Source organism: Haematobacter missouriensis, from assembly GCF_000740775.1.
Taxonomy (GTDB): Bacteria; Pseudomonadota; Alphaproteobacteria; order Rhodobacterales; family Rhodobacteraceae; genus Haematobacter; species Haematobacter missouriensis.
The window spans coordinates 35,374-51,451 of record NZ_JFGS01000003.1 but is presented as its reverse complement, the minus strand read 5'-3'; the positions used below and the strand labels follow the sequence as shown (position 1 = coordinate 51,451).

14 protein-coding genes are annotated in these 16,078 nt (G+C 64.1%); 7 read left to right on the top strand and 7 right to left on the bottom strand.

Going from position 1 to position 16,078, the window contains the following annotated elements:
* Position 1 precedes the first annotated feature (1 nt).
* From CG51_RS04285 to clpS, 3 genes are read right to left on the bottom strand one after another with little or no spacing between them, the layout of a single operon-like run.
* A complete protein-coding gene (locus tag CG51_RS04285) occupies positions 2 to 823 on the bottom strand; it encodes an SDR family NAD(P)-dependent oxidoreductase (protein ID WP_035742312.1) in 822 nt (273 codons plus the stop codon).
* The gene (locus tag CG51_RS04280; RefSeq protein WP_051930042.1) at positions 820 to 1,869 is read right to left on the bottom strand and encodes a class I SAM-dependent methyltransferase; all 1,050 of its coding nucleotides are present in this window, start codon (positions 1,867 to 1,869) and stop codon (positions 820 to 822) included. The genes CG51_RS04285 and CG51_RS04280 overlap by 4 nt, the downstream gene beginning before the upstream one ends.
* Before the next feature lie 31 nt (positions 1,870 to 1,900).
* Complete coding sequence (gene clpS, locus CG51_RS04275) at positions 1,901 to 2,221, bottom strand: ATP-dependent Clp protease adapter ClpS (RefSeq protein ID WP_088216640.1); 321 nt, start codon at positions 2,219 to 2,221, stop codon at positions 1,901 to 1,903.
* Positions 2,222 to 2,337: 116 nt separating this feature from the next.
* Here clpS and CG51_RS04270 point away from each other — a divergent pair, with 116 nt between their 5' ends.
* Both CG51_RS04270 and CG51_RS04265 read left to right on the top strand, forming a co-directional pair.
* Positions 2,338 to 3,036, top strand: a complete 699-nt coding sequence (locus CG51_RS04270; protein WP_035742309.1) for an HAD family hydrolase — start codon at positions 2,338 to 2,340, stop codon at positions 3,034 to 3,036.
* Positions 3,037 to 3,278: 242 nt separating this feature from the next.
* On the top strand, positions 3,279 to 4,871 hold the full coding sequence (locus CG51_RS04265; RefSeq protein WP_084695056.1) for a D-alanyl-D-alanine carboxypeptidase family protein: 1,593 nt from the start codon (positions 3,279 to 3,281) through the stop codon (positions 4,869 to 4,871).
* Between the two features lie 420 nt (positions 4,872 to 5,291).
* Here the strand turns inward: CG51_RS04265 and CG51_RS04260 are convergent, their stop codons facing one another.
* Positions 5,292 to 6,470, bottom strand: coding sequence for an MFS transporter (locus CG51_RS04260; RefSeq protein WP_035742303.1), 1,179 nt, complete (start codon positions 6,468 to 6,470; stop codon positions 5,292 to 5,294).
* A 167-nt stretch (positions 6,471 to 6,637) separates the two neighbouring features.
* Between CG51_RS04260 and metH the strand changes: the two genes are divergently transcribed.
* Positions 6,638 to 10,393: a methionine synthase gene (gene metH, locus CG51_RS04255; protein WP_035742302.1), complete on the top strand. Its 3,756-nt coding sequence runs from the start codon at positions 6,638 to 6,640 to the stop codon at positions 10,391 to 10,393.
* On the opposite strand, the gene CG51_RS04250 is transcribed toward metH, so the two are convergent.
* Entirely contained in the window at positions 10,394 to 10,846 is a 453-nt protein-coding gene (locus CG51_RS04250; protein WP_035742300.1) for a TspO/MBR family protein, read from the bottom strand. It lies immediately after the preceding gene.
* Positions 10,847 to 11,209: 363 nt separating this feature from the next.
* Here CG51_RS04250 and CG51_RS04245 point away from each other — a divergent pair, with 363 nt between their 5' ends.
* The 4 genes from CG51_RS04245 to recR all read left to right on the top strand — a co-directional run bounded on the left by CG51_RS04245 (position 11,210) and on the right by recR (position 14,291).
* Positions 11,210 to 11,431, top strand: coding sequence for a hypothetical protein (locus tag CG51_RS04245; protein WP_143412842.1), 222 nt, complete (start codon positions 11,210 to 11,212; stop codon positions 11,429 to 11,431).
* 124 nt (positions 11,432 to 11,555) lie between these two features.
* A complete protein-coding gene (locus CG51_RS04240) occupies positions 11,556 to 13,331 on the top strand; it encodes a DNA polymerase III subunit gamma/tau (protein ID WP_035742295.1) in 1,776 nt (591 codons plus the stop codon).
* An 11-nt stretch (positions 13,332 to 13,342) separates the two neighbouring features.
* Entirely contained in the window at positions 13,343 to 13,687 is a 345-nt protein-coding gene (locus CG51_RS04235) for a YbaB/EbfC family nucleoid-associated protein (RefSeq protein WP_035742292.1), read from the top strand.
* A gap of 7 nt (positions 13,688 to 13,694) precedes the next feature.
* A complete protein-coding gene (recR, locus tag CG51_RS04230; protein ID WP_035742288.1) occupies positions 13,695 to 14,291 on the top strand; it encodes a recombination mediator RecR in 597 nt (198 codons plus the stop codon).
* Between the two features lie 3 nt (positions 14,292 to 14,294).
* Here the strand turns inward: recR and CG51_RS04225 are convergent, their stop codons facing one another.
* Positions 14,295 to 15,227, bottom strand: coding sequence for a cation diffusion facilitator family transporter (locus CG51_RS04225; protein ID WP_035742285.1), 933 nt, complete (start codon positions 15,225 to 15,227; stop codon positions 14,295 to 14,297).
* A 73-nt stretch (positions 15,228 to 15,300) separates the two neighbouring features.
* Positions 15,301 to 16,056 (bottom strand): DUF1013 domain-containing protein, encoded by a 756-nt coding sequence (locus CG51_RS04220; RefSeq protein ID WP_035742884.1) that lies wholly within the window; start codon positions 16,054 to 16,056, stop codon positions 15,301 to 15,303.
* Positions 16,057 to 16,078 lie beyond the last annotated feature (22 nt).

The window sequence follows — 16,078 nt, the reverse complement described above, 5'->3', positions numbered from 1 at the left end:
GTCAGGCCCGCCCGGTGACGAAAGGCACGGTATCGAGAAGCGAGCGCCCGCCATCAAGGGTCAGCACCTCCCCCGTCATGAAGGATGCCGCTTCGGAGGCCAGGAACTGCACGGCCTCCACAACCTCGCGCGCGCCTGCGATCCGGCCCGTGGGCGTGTGGGAAATGACTTCGTCACGGTAATCCGGCGTCTCACGGATGGCGCCTTGGAGAGTTTCCGTCATCACGCTGCCAAGGGCGAGCGCGTTGACCCTGATCCGTTTCGGCGCCAGCGCCAGCGCCAGGGAGCGCGTCACCTGCTCCACGCCGGAGGCGGCGATGGAGGCAGCCAGCATCTCCGGCCGCGTGCGACGGGCGGCAATGGAGGAGAGTGTGATGATCGAACCTGCCTCCCCTTCGGCCAGCGCATCTGCCTCCGTCTGTGCGACCATGCGACGGGCAACCTGCTGGGAAAGCCGGAGTGCCGGGAGCACGTTCGTCTGCCAGAGTTCCTCGACACCGTCGCACTCCGGGTCCAGCACATCTTCCGAGGGCTGCATGAAGAACCCGGCGTTCACAAGGATGTCCACCCGCTCGAACGCGTCATAGGTTGCGGAAATGAGGTTGGTCACCGCCAGTTTGCGGCGCGTGTCCGCCACAAAGAAGCGGAGCGGGCCGCTATCGGCATCCACCTCGTTGCCCACGCGCGACAGAAGCCGCTGCTCATCGGCCTCCGCGAACATGACATTCGCGCCGCGTTCCACGAAGTGACGGGCGATGGCGAGGCCCAGCCCCGTGGCGGTTCCGGTGACGATGGCCGTCTTTCCCGCGATGGAAAAGCTCATCTCGCGGGCCGTCGGCGCTGGACGGCCGCGCCAGATCGGCCGGAAGCGGGGCGTGTGGCGACTGCCGCGCGGCTCGCGCGGAAGATCTTGAAGGCTCCGGTGCCGGCGATCTCCTCCACCTCGCGGAAGGCGTCGCGAAGGGTCGCCTCATAGGGGAGATGCCGGTTCGCCACCATCCAGAACGCTCCCGACGGGGTCAACATCCGTGCGGCCGCCCGGATGAACGCCGCGCCAAGCGCCGGATCGGCGGCACGGCCGGTATGGAACGGCGGGTTGGAGAGGATGAAGTCATAGCGGTGGGGTGGTTGATAACGTGTCGCGTCCGCCCAGACAAAGGCGGCCCGAGGATCGCTCACGTTCTGGCGCGCGCAGTCCAGCGCCGCATGCTCCGCTTCGATCAGATCGAGCTGACTGACGCCGGGTCGCGTCAGAACCGCCTTTGCCAGATAGCCCCAACCCGCCCCCAGATCGGCGCCCACCCCGACAAGCTTCTCCGGCAGGCTCGCCGCCAGCAGCGCCGACCCCGGATCCGGCCCATCGGCGGAGAATATCCCCGGCAGCGTCACCGATCCGTCTTCAAGAACGGTGGTCCGCGCCTCCCAGTCGGCGAAGACGGAAGCCTCCGGCGCGGCAAAGGCGAAGATCTTGCCATGCGCCTTGGAAATCACTTCTCCCACCGTCACCCGCGTACGGACTTCGCGGAGGATGCCTTCCACGCCATCGGTCCGCGCCCCGTCGATAATGACAGGCGCGCCCGCAGGCAGGCTGACCACAGCGGCCGCGATGAGCGCACGCCCCTCAACCCGTGACCGGGGCAGAACGACCACCGCCGCACCATGCTGTCCCTCCGCTTCCGGCGTAACGGCATAGCCGGCAGCGACAAATGCATCGTAATCGGGCCGGAAGCCCTGCACGATGCGCACGCGCTCCTTCGGCAGCGCCGAAAGATCCGCCCCGGCGTGGGGCCGGAGCACGAGAATGGTGCCCGTATCGGGCACCGCAAAGACGCCTGCCTCGATGGCGAGCGAAAGTCTGATGTCTGTCATTCTTCGGTGGAATGACGGGGGATGTCCCGCGTCATTCCTTCTCCATGGTGCATTGCAGGGGGTGTTGGTGACGGCGGGCGAAATCCATCACCTGCGCGACCTTCGTCTCCGCAACCTCATGGCTGAACACACCCACGACGGCGAGGCCTTTTTTGTGCACTGTCAGCATGATCTCGAAGGCCTGCGAATGGGACAGGCCGAAGAACCGCTCCAGCACATGCACGACGAATTCCATGGGGGTATAGTCGTCGTTCAGCAGCATCACCTTGTAAAGCGGTGGCCGCTGCGTCTTCGGCTTAGTCTTGGTGATGACCGAGGCATCACTGTCAGGACTGTCCTTGCGCGAGGACATCGTGAAGGGAGCACGGATCATGGGCAGGCTCAACGGACTGTCTCCGAAGCGGAGGGAAGGATGAAGGGTGTCGCCAAAGATATAGCGCGAAAGGTCGCGGGAAAAAAGGGCACGCCATGTTGCAGGTGATCGGCTTCGATGCGGATGATACGCTCTGGCAGAACGAGACCTTCTTCCGGCTGACGCAAGATCGTTTCGCGGGGCTGCTTGCGGACTACGTCGCGCAGGAGGAACTGCATAGACGCCTGATCGCGGCGGAGCGGCGCAACCTCGGCTCCTATGGCTTCGGCATCAAGGGATTCGTGCTGTCGATGATCGAAACGGCCATCGAGGTGACGGAGGAGCGGGTCCCCGCCCGTGTGATCCGCGAGCTGATCGAAGCCGGTCAGGACATGCTCCGCCATCCCATCGACCTGCTGCCACATGCGGAGGAGGCAGTGACGCAGCTCGCCGGGCGCTATCGGCTCGTGCTCATCACCAAGGGCGACCTGCTGGATCAGGAGCGCAAGCTCGCCCAGTCGGGGCTGGGGCCGCATTTCGACGCGGTCGAGATCGTCTCCAACAAGACGGCGGAGATCTACCGCGCGCTCTTTGCCCGGCATGGCGCGCGGGAAGGCGAGGCGATGATGATCGGCAATTCGCTCCGCTCCGACGTGATTCCCGCGCTTGCGGCAGGCGGCTGGGGCGTGCATGTGCCCCATGATCTGACGTGGGAGCTGGAACACGATGATGCGCCGGAGCAACAGTCGCGCTTCCGTGTGATTCCCCATCTCGGCGTGCTGGAGAGCCTGATCGCCGAAATCACGGGGGCGTGACGGCAGGAAACCGCCTTCGGTGGGGGCGTATCGGCGGAACCGCCACGAAATATGGGGGCCGGTTAAGGAATTGGCGACAACTCACCGATAAACATAGGGTTTCCCAAAGGAGGAAGCCCATGTTACCGTCCCTCCATATCAACGAGACCTCGCGACGAACGACGGGGTCCGCGGCAGAACGAGGACGAGCAGTGATCCGTAAGCTGGGGCTTTCGGCCCGTCATGGGCTGTTCCTGGCGGGCATGGCCTGCCTAATGACGCTTCTCCCACTCATGGGACGCGCCGCGCCTTTCGCGGCCTATGTCATCGACGCCCGTTCGGGTGAGGTGCTTTACGAAGAGAACGCCACGACCCGGCTCCACCCGGCGTCGCTGACGAAGATGATGACGCTCTACATCACCTTCCAGGCGATCGAACGGGGAGAGATATCGCTCGATACCCGGGCGACGGTCACCCGTAACGCGGCGTCGGAACCCCCCTCGCGACTCGGCCTGAAACCGGGCCAGAAGATCGCGGTGCGCTATCTGATCCGCGCGGCGGCGCTGCGGTCCGCAAACGATGCGGCAACGACGCTGGGCGAACTGATCGGCGGGAGCGAAACCGCCTTCGCTGAGCGGATGAACCGGACGGCCAAGCAGATCGGCATGACCAATACCACGTTCCAGAACGCCAACGGCCTAACCAAGGCCGGGCACATGTCCACCGCGCGTGACATGACCATTCTTGGGCGGCGGCTGTTCTACGATTTTCCGCAATATTACAATATCTTTTCTCGGCGTGCGTCGGACGCCGGTATCGCGCAGGTGGCCAATACCAACCGCCGCTTCCTTGACGCCTACAAGGGCGCGGACGGGATCAAGACCGGCTTCACCAATGCCGCGGGCTTCAACCTGACCGCCTCTGCGGAACGGGGAGGCAAGCGGATCATCGCCACGGTCTTTGGTGCGGCGTCCACGCCTGCACGGAATGCCAAAATGGCGGAATTGCTGGACATCGGCTTCAAGAAGGCACCGACGCGTGCCCCGGTGAGCGAAGCGCTGGTCGCGCAGGCGGACCCTGAACCCGTTCCCGCGCCTCTTTCCCGTGCCTCTTCCATGCCGAATATAGATGCCTCTCGCGCGATTCAGGTGGCCCTCGCGGCGCCGCAAGCAAGTGCAATGGCCCCCCCCTCCAGCACCCGCCCCGCCAAACGGCCTGAACGGGCGCCAGATCCCGCGCTTATCGCTGCGATCCGGGAAAATATCTCGAGCGTGGTGGCAGAGGTTCACGATGCACCGGCACGGCGGGCCTCCGCCTCGCTTGTCATGGCATCGGTAGCGCCCGACGCCCGGCCCGCCCTGCCCTTTGCCAGCGAGGGTGAGGATGAGGCCGCTATCGAGGAAGAGGGTGATTCATCCGCCGATACGGTCGCCTCACCCGCTCCTGTGGTTCCCGCGCGCGAAATGGTTCTGGCAGCGGCGGTTCCCGCGCCGCCTTCGCGCCCGGCCCTCGCGACGGCTGCGGTCCACAAGCAGCCAACGGCCAAACCGCAGGCCGCAGCGTTGGCACCTGCCCCTCCGGAAGGGCCGGAAGTCGTTACTCGGCTCTCGACGTCCGGTGGGCGGTTCTGGGGTGTGAATCTCGGGCGCTTCAATTCCCGATACGAAGCGGAGAAGGTTCTTCTGCGCACCGCGCTGAGCGAAATGGGGACGTTGAGCGATGGGCTCCGCAAGGTGGTGCAGCGTCCGACCGGCTTTGATGCGACCTTCATGGGGCTGACCCAGGACACCGCCGATCTGGCGTGCCGCAGGCTTCAGGCCCGCAATATCCAGTGTTTCACCGTCGGTCCTTCCTGAAGCCCGCGCTAACTGGCCCCGACGTGTCTCCATCTGCCAAAACACCGCCCGTCCATCGGGCGGTGTTTTGCATTGAACCCTTTCTTTCAAGGACCTAGCAGGCTGCTGAAAAAGTCCTGAAATGTCATGCCTGTGTGCCGGAAATCGTAAAATGGGCGTGGAAACGGCCGGAAGTATAGTGATTTCCGGTTGGATTTCGTCACATAGCGAATGATTTCCGCCCCAACACAAGCCAGAAAGCCTTCTTCAGTTGCCTGTTAGAGTTGGAGCCACACGTCATGGAATGGCGCAGACATCCCTCCGCCGGAAACTCCCCTTGAGCCGTCGACGCAGGGGAACAACCGCCTCCCCCCGACGTTCTGCACCGCATCCCATGCTGCGGGCAGGACGGCTCCCGGCCAGATTCGCTCAGGAATGCTATCAATCCGTCCGGTCAGGCGCGAAGGCATAGACGGCGCATCCCACCACGATGCTGAGAGCCAGAAAGCCGAAGATAGCGGAATAGGCCACCCCTTCGCCTGCCGGCCTCACGGCGGCGAAGATACGGCCCGAGAGCATCTGAAACAGCCCCACCGCGCCCACGGAAAACAGGTTCAGCACAGCCACGCCCCGGCCCGTCAGATGTGGAGGAAAAAAGGCGCGGCCATGCGCCATCTGCAACCCATAGCTCATGCCGAAGAACCCGGCGAGCAGCAGCAGAACCACGTCGCGGAACAGATGCGGACTGCTCTCCGTGGCGAGCAGCGCGAAACATGCCGCCGTGCCGAGCGCACCGCCCAGCACCACCCATTTGCGCGTACCGAGAACGCGGTCGAGCGGCCCGTAGGCAAAAGTCCCCGCCGCCATCGCCATGGCCATTCCGCTGGTCACGAGTCCGATCCCTGCCGGGTCGAGATGATGGATCGCCTCCAGATAAGGACCGACCCAAAGCCCCCGCAACGCTGCGACCGGCGCATACCCCACGACCAGAATCGCCATCACCAGCCAGAGCGGCCTGGACCGTAGCACCCGCAGAAGCCCCTGTGCATCACCGGTCGCAGGTGCCAGCCGCGCTGGATCGCGCACAAAGATCAGCACAGCGACGGCGACCGTGACAGTGAGGACAGCCACCCCGCCCATCGTCGCCCGCCAGCCGAAGGCCGCCGTGGACCAGGCAAGCGGCAGTGAGGCGCCGAGATCACCCATCATGCCAAGACCGATCATGGCGCTGGCCATTGTCGCGAACAGGCGCGGCGGAAACTCCCGTGCGAGGATATAATAGCTTGCGACCAGAATCGGCGCGCATCCCACACCGATCAACGCCATTCCGAGATCAAGTTCGCCACTTCCCCGTGCATTCGCCACCATCAGCGCCCCGCCGCCACCGCAGAGCCCTAGCAGAATGCCGGAGGTCAGCCGCGGCCCGATCCTGTCCAGCGCCCAGCCGATGGGAAGCTGGCAGGCGGCGAACGCAAGGAACCAGAAGCCGGAGGCCCGCGCCAGAACCTCCGGCGTCGCGCCGATATCCTGTGCGAGCACGGGCGCCAGCACGGCGAGAAACGAGCGGTAGAACTGGCTGAGCAGATAGCCCGCCACAAGGCAGATCAGTCCCGGATGCATTGGTCCCCTCCCGGTACCTCTCCAGCGCCGCTCGCAACCGTGCCGTGCGGCCCCGAAAAGAGCAAGCCGCAGGCAAAGACGCGGTTCGCATGTGGTTGCGGGGTGACTATGTTAGGGCGTAACAGGAACGATCCGCCCCTTGCCCCAGATTTTACGGGAGGTCCGCCATGACCCGTGCCGCAAAACCGCTCCGCTCCCCCGTCTTCGACGCGCTCACCGCCGCCGCACGGGAGCGTATCCTGATCCTCGACGGAGCGATGGGCACGCAAATTCAGGGGCTGGGCCTGTCGGAGGAGGATTTTCACGGCCACGGCGCTGGATGTGGATGCGGCTGCCACAGCGTGAACGGCGAGAAGCCGCAGAAGGGCAACAACGACCTGCTGATCCTGACCCAGCCGAAGGCGATCGAGGAAATCCACTACCGCTACGCCAGAGCGGGCGCGGATATCGTGGAGACGAACACCTTTTCCTCCACCACCATCGCGCAGGCCGATTACGGCATGGAGCATCTCGTCCGCGATCTGAACCGGGAAGGCGCGCGCATCGCCCGCCGCGCGATGGACCGGGCGACGGCCGAGGACGGGCGGCCCCGCTGGGTCGCGGGCGCGGTGGGGCCGACGAACCGCACCGCCTCCATCAGCCCGGACGTGAACGATCCGGGCTTCCGTGCCGTGACGTTCGACGACCTGCGCATCGCCTATGGCGAGCAGATCCGCGGGCTGGCCGAAGGCGGGGCCGACCTGATCCTGATCGAGACGATCTTTGACACGCTGAACGCCAAGGCGGCGATCTTTGCCTGCGAGGAGGTCTTTGCGGAAACCGGCCTGCGCCTGCCGGTGATGATCTCGGGCACGATCACCGACTTGTCCGGGCGCACGCTTTCAGGTCAGACGCCGACCGCGTTCTGGAACTCCGTCCGTCATGCGCGGCCCTTCACGGTGGGGCTGAACTGCGCGCTTGGTGCCCGCGCCATGCGGCCTCACCTGGCGGAATTGTCGGGCGTGGCCGAGACGTTCATCTGCGCCTATCCAAACGCGGGCCTGCCGAACGAGATGGGCGCCTATGACGAAACGCCCGACCAGATGGCCGAGCAGATCGCCGATTTCGCGCGCGACGGGCTCATCAACGTGGTGGGGGGCTGCTGCGGTTCGACGCCCGAGCATATCGCCGCCATCGCGGAGACAGTGGCGGCGGAGGCACCCCGTGCCCTGCCGAACGTGCCGGTCAGAATGCGTCTTTCGGGGCTGGAGCCCTTCGTGCTGACCCCTGACATTCCTTTCGTGAACGTGGGGGAGCGGACGAATGTCACCGGCTCCGCGCGCTTCCGCAAGCTCATCACCAACGGGGATTATGCCGCTGCGCTGGACGTGGCCCGCGATCAGGTGGAGAACGGCGCCCAGATCATCGACATCAACATGGACGAGGGGCTCATCGACTCGCAGAAGGCGATGACCACCTATCTCAACCTCATCGCGGCGGAGCCGGACATCGCACGCGTGCCGGTAATGATCGACAGCTCCAAATGGGAGGTGATCGAGGCCGGGCTGAAATGCGTGCAGGGCAAGCCTGTGGTGAACTCCATCTCCCTGAAGGAAGGCGAGGAGGCTTTTCTGCACCATGCGCGTCTCTGCCGCGCCTATGGCGCATCGGTGGTCGTAATGGCGTTCGACGAGACGGGGCAGGCGGATACCGAGGCGCGAAAAGTCGAGATCTGCACCCGCGCCTACCGCATCCTCACCGAGGAAGTCGATTTCCCGCCAGAAGACATCATCTTCGACCCGAACATCTTCGCGGTGGCGACGGGCATCGAGGAGCATGACAACTACGGCGTCGATTTCATCGAGGCCACGCGCAAGATCCGGGCGACCCTGCCCCACGCCCATATCTCGGGGGGCGTGTCCAACCTCTCCTTCTCCTTCCGCGGCAACGAGCCTGTGCGGGAGGCGATGCATGCCGTGTTCCTCTACCATGCCATTCAGGCCGGGATGGACATGGGCATCGTCAACGCGGGCCAGCTCGCCGTCTATGACCAGATCGACCCGGACCTGCGCGAAGCCTGCGAGGACGTGGTCCTGAACCGTGCGCCGAAAGCCGGCGGCACGGCGACGGAGCGGATGCTGGAAATCGCCGAGCGTTTCCGGGGCACCGGCGCGAAAGAAGCGAAGGAGCGCGACCTCGGCTGGCGCGAATGGCCGGTGGAGAAGCGGCTGGAGCATGCGCTGGTCAACGGCATCACCGAATTCATCGATGCGGATACGGAGGAGGCGCGGCTGGCGGCCGACCGGCCGCTCCACGTCATCGAAGGGCCGCTGATGGCCGGGATGAACGTGGTGGGCGACCTGTTCGGCGCGGGCAAGATGTTCCTGCCGCAGGTAGTGAAATCCGCCCGCGTCATGAAACAGGCAGTTGCGGTTCTGCTGCCCTACATGGAGGCCGAAAAGGGCGAGGGGCGGCAAACCGCGGGCAAGGTTCTGATGGCCACCGTGAAGGGCGATGTCCACGACATAGGCAAGAACATCGTCGGCGTCGTGCTGGCCTGCAACAATTACGAGATCATCGACCTCGGCGTCATGGTCCCGGCGGAAAAGATCCTCGCCACCGCAAGGGAGAAGGGCGTAGATGTGATCGGTCTCTCCGGCCTCATCACGCCGTCGCTGGACGAGATGGCGCATGTGGCGGCGGAGATGGAGCGGGAGGGCTTCGAGATCCCGCTGCTGATCGGGGGGGCCACCACGTCGCGCGTGCACACGGCGGTGAAAATCCACCCGAACTATACCGCCGGCCAAGCCGTCTATGTGACGGATGCCAGCCGCGCGGTTGGCGTGGTCTCCGGCCTGCTGTCCGACAACCGGGACGCCTATGTGGAAACGGTGCGCGCCGAATACCGCAACGTGGCGGAAGCCCATGCCCGGTCGGAGCGCGAAAAACAGCGCCTGCCGCTGACCAAGGCGCGCGAAAACGCATTCCACGCGGACTGGTCCGCCTACCAGCCGCCGAGGCCCAGCTTTCTCGGCACGCGGGTCTATGACCACTGGAGTCTCGAGGAGTTGGCGCGCTACATCGACTGGACGCCATTCTTCCAGACATGGGAAATGAAGGGCCGCTTTCCGGCCATTCTGGAAGATGAGAAACAGGGGGTCGCCGCCCGCGCACTCTGGGATGATGCACAGGCGATGCTGGCGCGGATCATCGAGGAGAAATGGTTCTCTCCCAAGGGCGTGGTGGGCTTCTGGCCCGCTCAGGCCGTGGGTGACGACATCCGGCTGTTCACGGATGACGGGCGGAATGCGGAGCTGGCGACGTTCTTCACCCTTCGCCAGCAGACATGGAAACGGGAGGGGCGGCCCAACACCGCGCTGTCCGATTTCGTTTCCCCCTCCGCGCCCGATTATGTCGGCGGCTTCGTCGTCACCGCCGGGGTAGAGGAGCAGGAGATTGCTCAACGCTTCGAGCGGGCGAACGACGATTATTCCGCCATTCTCGTCAAGGCGCTGGCCGATCGTTTCGCCGAAGCCTTTGCCGAACGGATGCACGAACATGTCCGCAAGGAGTTGTGGGGTTACGCGCCCGATGAGACCTATGCTCCGACAGATCTGATTGGGGAGCCGTATCGCGGCATCCGCCCCGCCCCCGGCTATCCCGCCCAGCCCGATCATACGGAAAAGCTCACGCTGTTCCGCCTGCTGGATGCGGAAGCCCGGATCGGCGTCCGGCTGACGGAAAGCTACGCCATGTGGCCCGGCTCCTCCGTCTCCGGGCTTTATCTTGCCCATCCCGACGCGCACTATTTCGGCGTGGCGCGGGTGGAGGCGGATCAAGTGGCCGACTACGCCAGCCGGAAGGGAATGGATCTGGCGGAGGCGGAACGCTGGCTGGCGCCGATCCTCAACTACACGCCAGCGCGCCGTGCAGCTGCGGAATGATCAGTTGAGCCAGACAATGCCCAGGTTCAGCGCCGTCGCGTAGGTCAGCCAGAGCAGATAGATCACCATCATCCAAGCCGTTGGCGGGTCCTTCTGCCAGCGGTCCCGGATGAACACCGCGACGGCGAGCCAAAGGGCCACCACCACCACTGCCGCAAGCACCGTCATTTGCGCCCCGAAAAAGATGGGCGTCCAGATGAAAGTCAGAGCTGGGATGATGATCCAGAGCCAGAAGGGTCGCTCGGTCCGCTCTCTAAGCAACGTGCGTGCTCCCGCAACCGCGATCAGCAGATACATCACCCCCCAGACCGGGCCGAAGACACTGTTCGGCGGAGTAAAGGAGGGCTTGACCAGCGACTCATACCAACCGCCCGGCTCCACGGTCATCCCCGTTCCGAAGCCGATGGCCAGAACCACGATGACGAACATCGCATAGACTGCAATCCGGCCCATCCCGCCTCACCGTATTCAAACCGTCGAATGCGAGATAATTCGAGGAAAGATCGCGTCAAGGCGGGCTGGCCTGCTGGGTTTTTCGAAACACTGCTTTCACCGGTGATTAACAGGTTCACCTTATGGTTGTTCACATGGCCAGGGAACTAAAGAGGAGTGTTTTGTGTTTTTATCAATGACTGTAGATACTTCTTTGGAGTATCTGGCATGAGTGGGCAGGGAAGCTGGCCCGAACGCCGGGTGGCTTTGGATACCGAAAAGCCACCCGGCGAATTAACTGCTTCGCGACTTGCACTTTTCTTTTTGCAGACAAGGCTAGATCATTTTCCAGCAGTAAGTGCTTTTTTTTAAGGTTTGAGTGTCATGAGTGCTGTTCCCGCTTCCCACTTCTCCCCCATGCCGCGCGATACGGGTGAAGTTGCCATCCGTACCGCCGTGGCCGTGCTTCTCGCGAATGTGAAGGGTGAGTACAACAGGCTCTGCCTGGTGGATGATCTGGAAGATCTTGCCAGCGATTCGCGTGCCGATGAGGCAGAAGTGCTGCGCACCATCGCCTCGCAGGTCCGGCGTCTCGTGAGGATGTAACGGTCGGGTATGGCCGCCCAGGAGGGTAGCCGCTCTGGGCGGTAGCTGTGTTGGTCCTGCCGCGGTCTTGTGACACCCGGCGGGAAACTATAGGTTCAGCGGAACTCTCCGACGGACACTCCTTATGCCTGCCAGCGACAGCGCCCCGGCGACCTATCAGGTCCTTGCCCGCAAATACCGGCCCCAGACCTTCGCCGATTTGATCGGGCAGGAGGCGATGGTCCGCACGCTGAAGAATGCCTTCGCGGCGGACAGGATCGCCCATGCCTTTATCATGACCGGCGTCAGGGGTGTGGGCAAGACGACCACGGCCCGGATTATAGCCAAGGGGCTGAACTGCACCGGCCCCGACGGCACCGGCGGCCCGACGACGGAGCCATGTGGTGTCTGCGACGCCTGCCGTGCCATTGCGGAGGGGCGCCATGTCGATGTGATGGAGATGGACGCTGCCTCTCGCACCGGCGTCGGCGACATACGGGAGATCATAGATTCCGTCCATTATCGGGCGGCGTCAGCGCGCTACAAGATCTATATCATCGATGAGGTCCACATGCTCTCGACCAGCGCGTTCAACGCGCTGCTCAAGACGCTGGAGGAGCCGCCGCCGCATGTTAAGTTCATCTTCGCCACCACGGAAATCCGCAAGGTCCCGGTGACCGTGCTGTCCCGCTGCCAGCGATTCGATCTTCGCCGGATCGAGCCTGAGGTTATGATTCCCTATCTCGCCGGCGTGGCGGAACGCGAGCGCGCCCTTGTCGCCGCCGATGCCTTGGCGCTGATCGCGAGGGCGTCCGAAGGATCGGTGCGGGATGCGATGTCCCTGCTCGATCAGGCGATAGCGCATGGCGGGGGCGAAACCACGCTGGAGGAGGTGCGGGCGATGCTCGGCCTCGCCGATCGGGGGCGGGTGCTCGACCTCTTCGACCTCATCATGCGGGGAGATGCGGCCGGGGCGCTGGCGGAACTTTCCGCCCAATACGCGGCAGGCGCCGATCCGATGGCGGTGCTGCGCGATCTGGCGGAGGTCACTCACTGGCTCTCCATCGTCCGCATCACCCCGGAGGCGGCGGAGGATCCGACCGTTCCGCCGGACGAGCGCGCGCGGGGGCTGGATCTGGCAGAGCGGCTTTCCATGCGGGTCCTGACCCGGATGTGGCAAATGCTGCTGAAGGCGCTGGAGGAGGTCTCTCGCGCGCCGAACGCTATGATGGCCGCTGAAATGACGGTGATCCGGCTGACACATGTGGCCGACCTTCCCTCCCCCGAGGATCTGGTGCGCAGGCTGCAGTCGTTGCCTCCGCCCGGCCCCGGCAGCCCGGGAAACGGACCTGGAATTGGGCGGGGCAACCGGGCAGGAGCCGAACGTCCGCTTCCGCAGACCGCACAGGCCGGCCCCCGGACGGTCGCTACACCCTCGGGCGGGGGCGTCGCGATGGCGCTGTCCTCCGCACCGGAAACGTCGCTTGCCCGCTACGCCAGCTTTCCGCAGGTCGTCGAGCTCATCCGCGCGAACCGGGATGTGAAACTGCTGATCGAGGTGGAGACGACGCTCCGCCTTGTCCATTATGCGCCCGGCCGGATCGAATTCCAGCCGACACCCGAAGCACCCCCGGATCTTGCAGCACGGCTTTCAGGGCGCTTACAGGGATGGACCGGCGTGCGCTGGGGCGTTTCCGTCGTTTCCGAGGGCGGTGGCCGCACGATTGCAGAAGAACGCGACGCGGAGCAGGAAGTCCTGCGGCTGGAGGCACGGAACAATCCGCTGGTGCAGGCGGTTCTGGAGGCTTTCCCCGGAGCACGCGTGGCGGAAGTCAGAACAGCCGAGACGGCAACGGCCGAAGCGGCAGAGGCGGCGCTTCCAGAAGTGCCGGATGAATGGGACCCCTTCGAGGACGAATGAGAGGATAACGGATGTTCAAAGGATTGGGCCAGATGGGCGACATGGCGAAGCTCATGAAATCGGCCAAGGACATTCAGGAGAGAATGGAGGCGCTTCAGGAGGAGCTTCGCACCACGATGGTGACGGGCGAATCCGGTGCCGGTCTTGTGAAAGCCACCGCGACAGCAAAGGGCGAATTGACGGGACTGGACATCGACCCCTCCATTTTCAACCCGGAAGAAAAGGAAGTGGTGGAGGATCTGATCCTTGCCGCTATCAAGGACGCGCAGACCAAGGCCGCTGAAAAATCGCAGGCGGAAATGGCGAGCCTCACCGAATCCTTCGGCTTTCCCGCCGGGATGAAGCTGCCCTTCTGAGGTCATCTTGAAAGACGCCGCCAGCGAGGAGATCGAGGCGCTGATCGCGCTCATGTCGCGTTTGCCGGGGCTTGGCCCCCGGTCTGCACGGCGGGCGGTATTGCACCTCCTCCGTCGTCGAGGCGCGCTGATGGCGCCCTTGGGTGAGGCGCTCCAGCAGGTTGCAATCAATGCGCGCGACTGCGTGATCTGCGGCAATATCGGCACCAATGATCGCTGCGCAATCTGCGCCGATCCCCGGCGGGAGACGGGCGAGATCTGCGTGGTGGAGGATGTGGCGGACCTTTGGGCTATGGAGCGGGCGGGGGCGTTCCGCGGGCGCTATCACGTGTTGGGCGGCACCTTGTCCGTGCTTGACGCCGTCGGGCCGGAAGATCTGCGCATCCCGGCGCTGGTCTTGCGGGCGAAGGAGGCGCGTGAGGTGATCCTCGCGCTCCCCGCCACGGTGGACGGTCAGACCACTGCGCACTACATCGCCGAGGCGCTGGAAGGCTCCGGGGCGGCTGTTACCTCTCTCGCACAGGGCGTGCCGGTGGGGGGCGAGCTCGACTATCTGGACGATGGTACGATCAGCGCAGCGATGCGGGCGCGGCGATCCTTCTGACCCTCACTCCGCCCATCCAGGATCGGTGGTGAAGGCGATGGTCAGCCAGCGATCCGGCCCTTCTCCCCCGATGGCGTCCCCGATTTCGTCTCGCAGGCGATCCCAATGCTCCAGAGGCTCAGGTGGCAGGCCTGTCCGCAGGATGAAGTAGAGCTCCACCTGAGTGCCCCGCCCGACGCGGGCGGCATAGGCGCGGTAGCCCTTGAAGCCGTATTTCGCGACCATCTCCTCAGCCACGCTGTCCACATGCACCTTCAGGTCGGGCGGAGTGATGAGCAGCACATCCGAAAGCGCCTGCCGCACGGTGCCGAGCGGCAGCGGAATGATGACAAGGCAAACCAGCGCCAACACCGCTGGATCGACATAAGGCGCCAACCACTCCAGGCGTGTTCCCTGCACCGCCCAACCCAGCACGAAGGCGACCAGCAACGCGCCGGTGATACACCCCGACATGATCCAAGCCCGCACATCGAGCTTCAGGAACTCGGATTTGAGCCGCAGGTTCACCCGGTACGCCATCCAAGCCATCCCCACGCAGACCGCCAACGTCACCACGGCATAGAGGATGGCCAGGTCGAATTTCAGGACATTACCGCCGTCCAGAATGGTAATCACGGCGTTGATCAATGCATAGATCGCCACGACCATGAGCAGAAGGCCGTTCAGGCCAAGCACAATGGGTTCCAGGTGCCAGAAGCCCATCGTGAACCTGTCGCGCAGTTTGCCGGAGAGCGCATTCGTACGGGCGGACCTGAAGATCAGCTCCGACACGATGAGGGCCAGCGCCGTCATCGTGGCATCGGCAAGCGAGTAGAACCCGTCGAAGGCAATGGAAAAGGCCCCCGACAGCAATCCGAACAGAATGCCAAAAAGCGCGACCATGACGGTCGCGCCAATGGAAAGGCGCAGCGCACTCTGTTCGGTCAGTTTGTCCATTTTCCCCACCGGCTAGCCGCCGTTGGGGGGGAATTAGCCGTGGCTTCCGTAAAGTCCAGCCACGGCGATGGCCTCAGCGACGGTGATCGTCGTCCTCGTCCTCATCGTCGTCATCATTGTTGGGCAGGTTGAAGAAACTGTCCGCATTGGAGAAATCGGCCGGCTTCTTTTCCTCCTCGGAGAGGGAGAAGTTCTCCAAGCCCGCGATGGAGGACGGCAAGCGCGCATCGGGAGACATGCCGAGAGATTGCTCGGTAGAGACGAGCTTGCGACGTTCGTCGTCGGTCATCACAACACCATCCGCCGTCTTCTTGCGGGCGGCCTGCTGCACCGCTGCATCCAGCTCGGACTGGCGGGCAAGGCCCAGCGCCACCGGATCGACAGGCGCGATGTTGGAGATGTTCCAGTGCGAACGGTCGCGGATGGACTGGATTGTCGGCTTCGTCGTGCCCACCAGCTTCGCGATCTGGCCATCCGTCAGTTCAGGATGGAACTTCACGAGCCACAGAATCGCGGCGGGCCGGTCCTGACGTTTGGAAAGGGGCGTGTACCGAGGTCCGCGGCGCTTTTCCTCGCCCACCGCAGCCGGGTTGAACTTCAACTTGAGCCGGTAGATCGGGTTCTTCTCACCCTTCTCGATCTCCACGGCGTCGAGCTGGTTGTTGGCGATCGGATCGAAACCCTTGACGCCGGTGGCTACGTCTCCATCGGCGATGCCCTGCACCTCAAGCTCGTGAAGTCCGCAGAAATCCGCGATCTGCTTGAACGACAGGGTGGTGTTTTCGATGAGCCAGACCGCGGTCGCCTTGGCCATCAGGGGCTTGTTCATCGGGTCTCTCCTAACATATCTC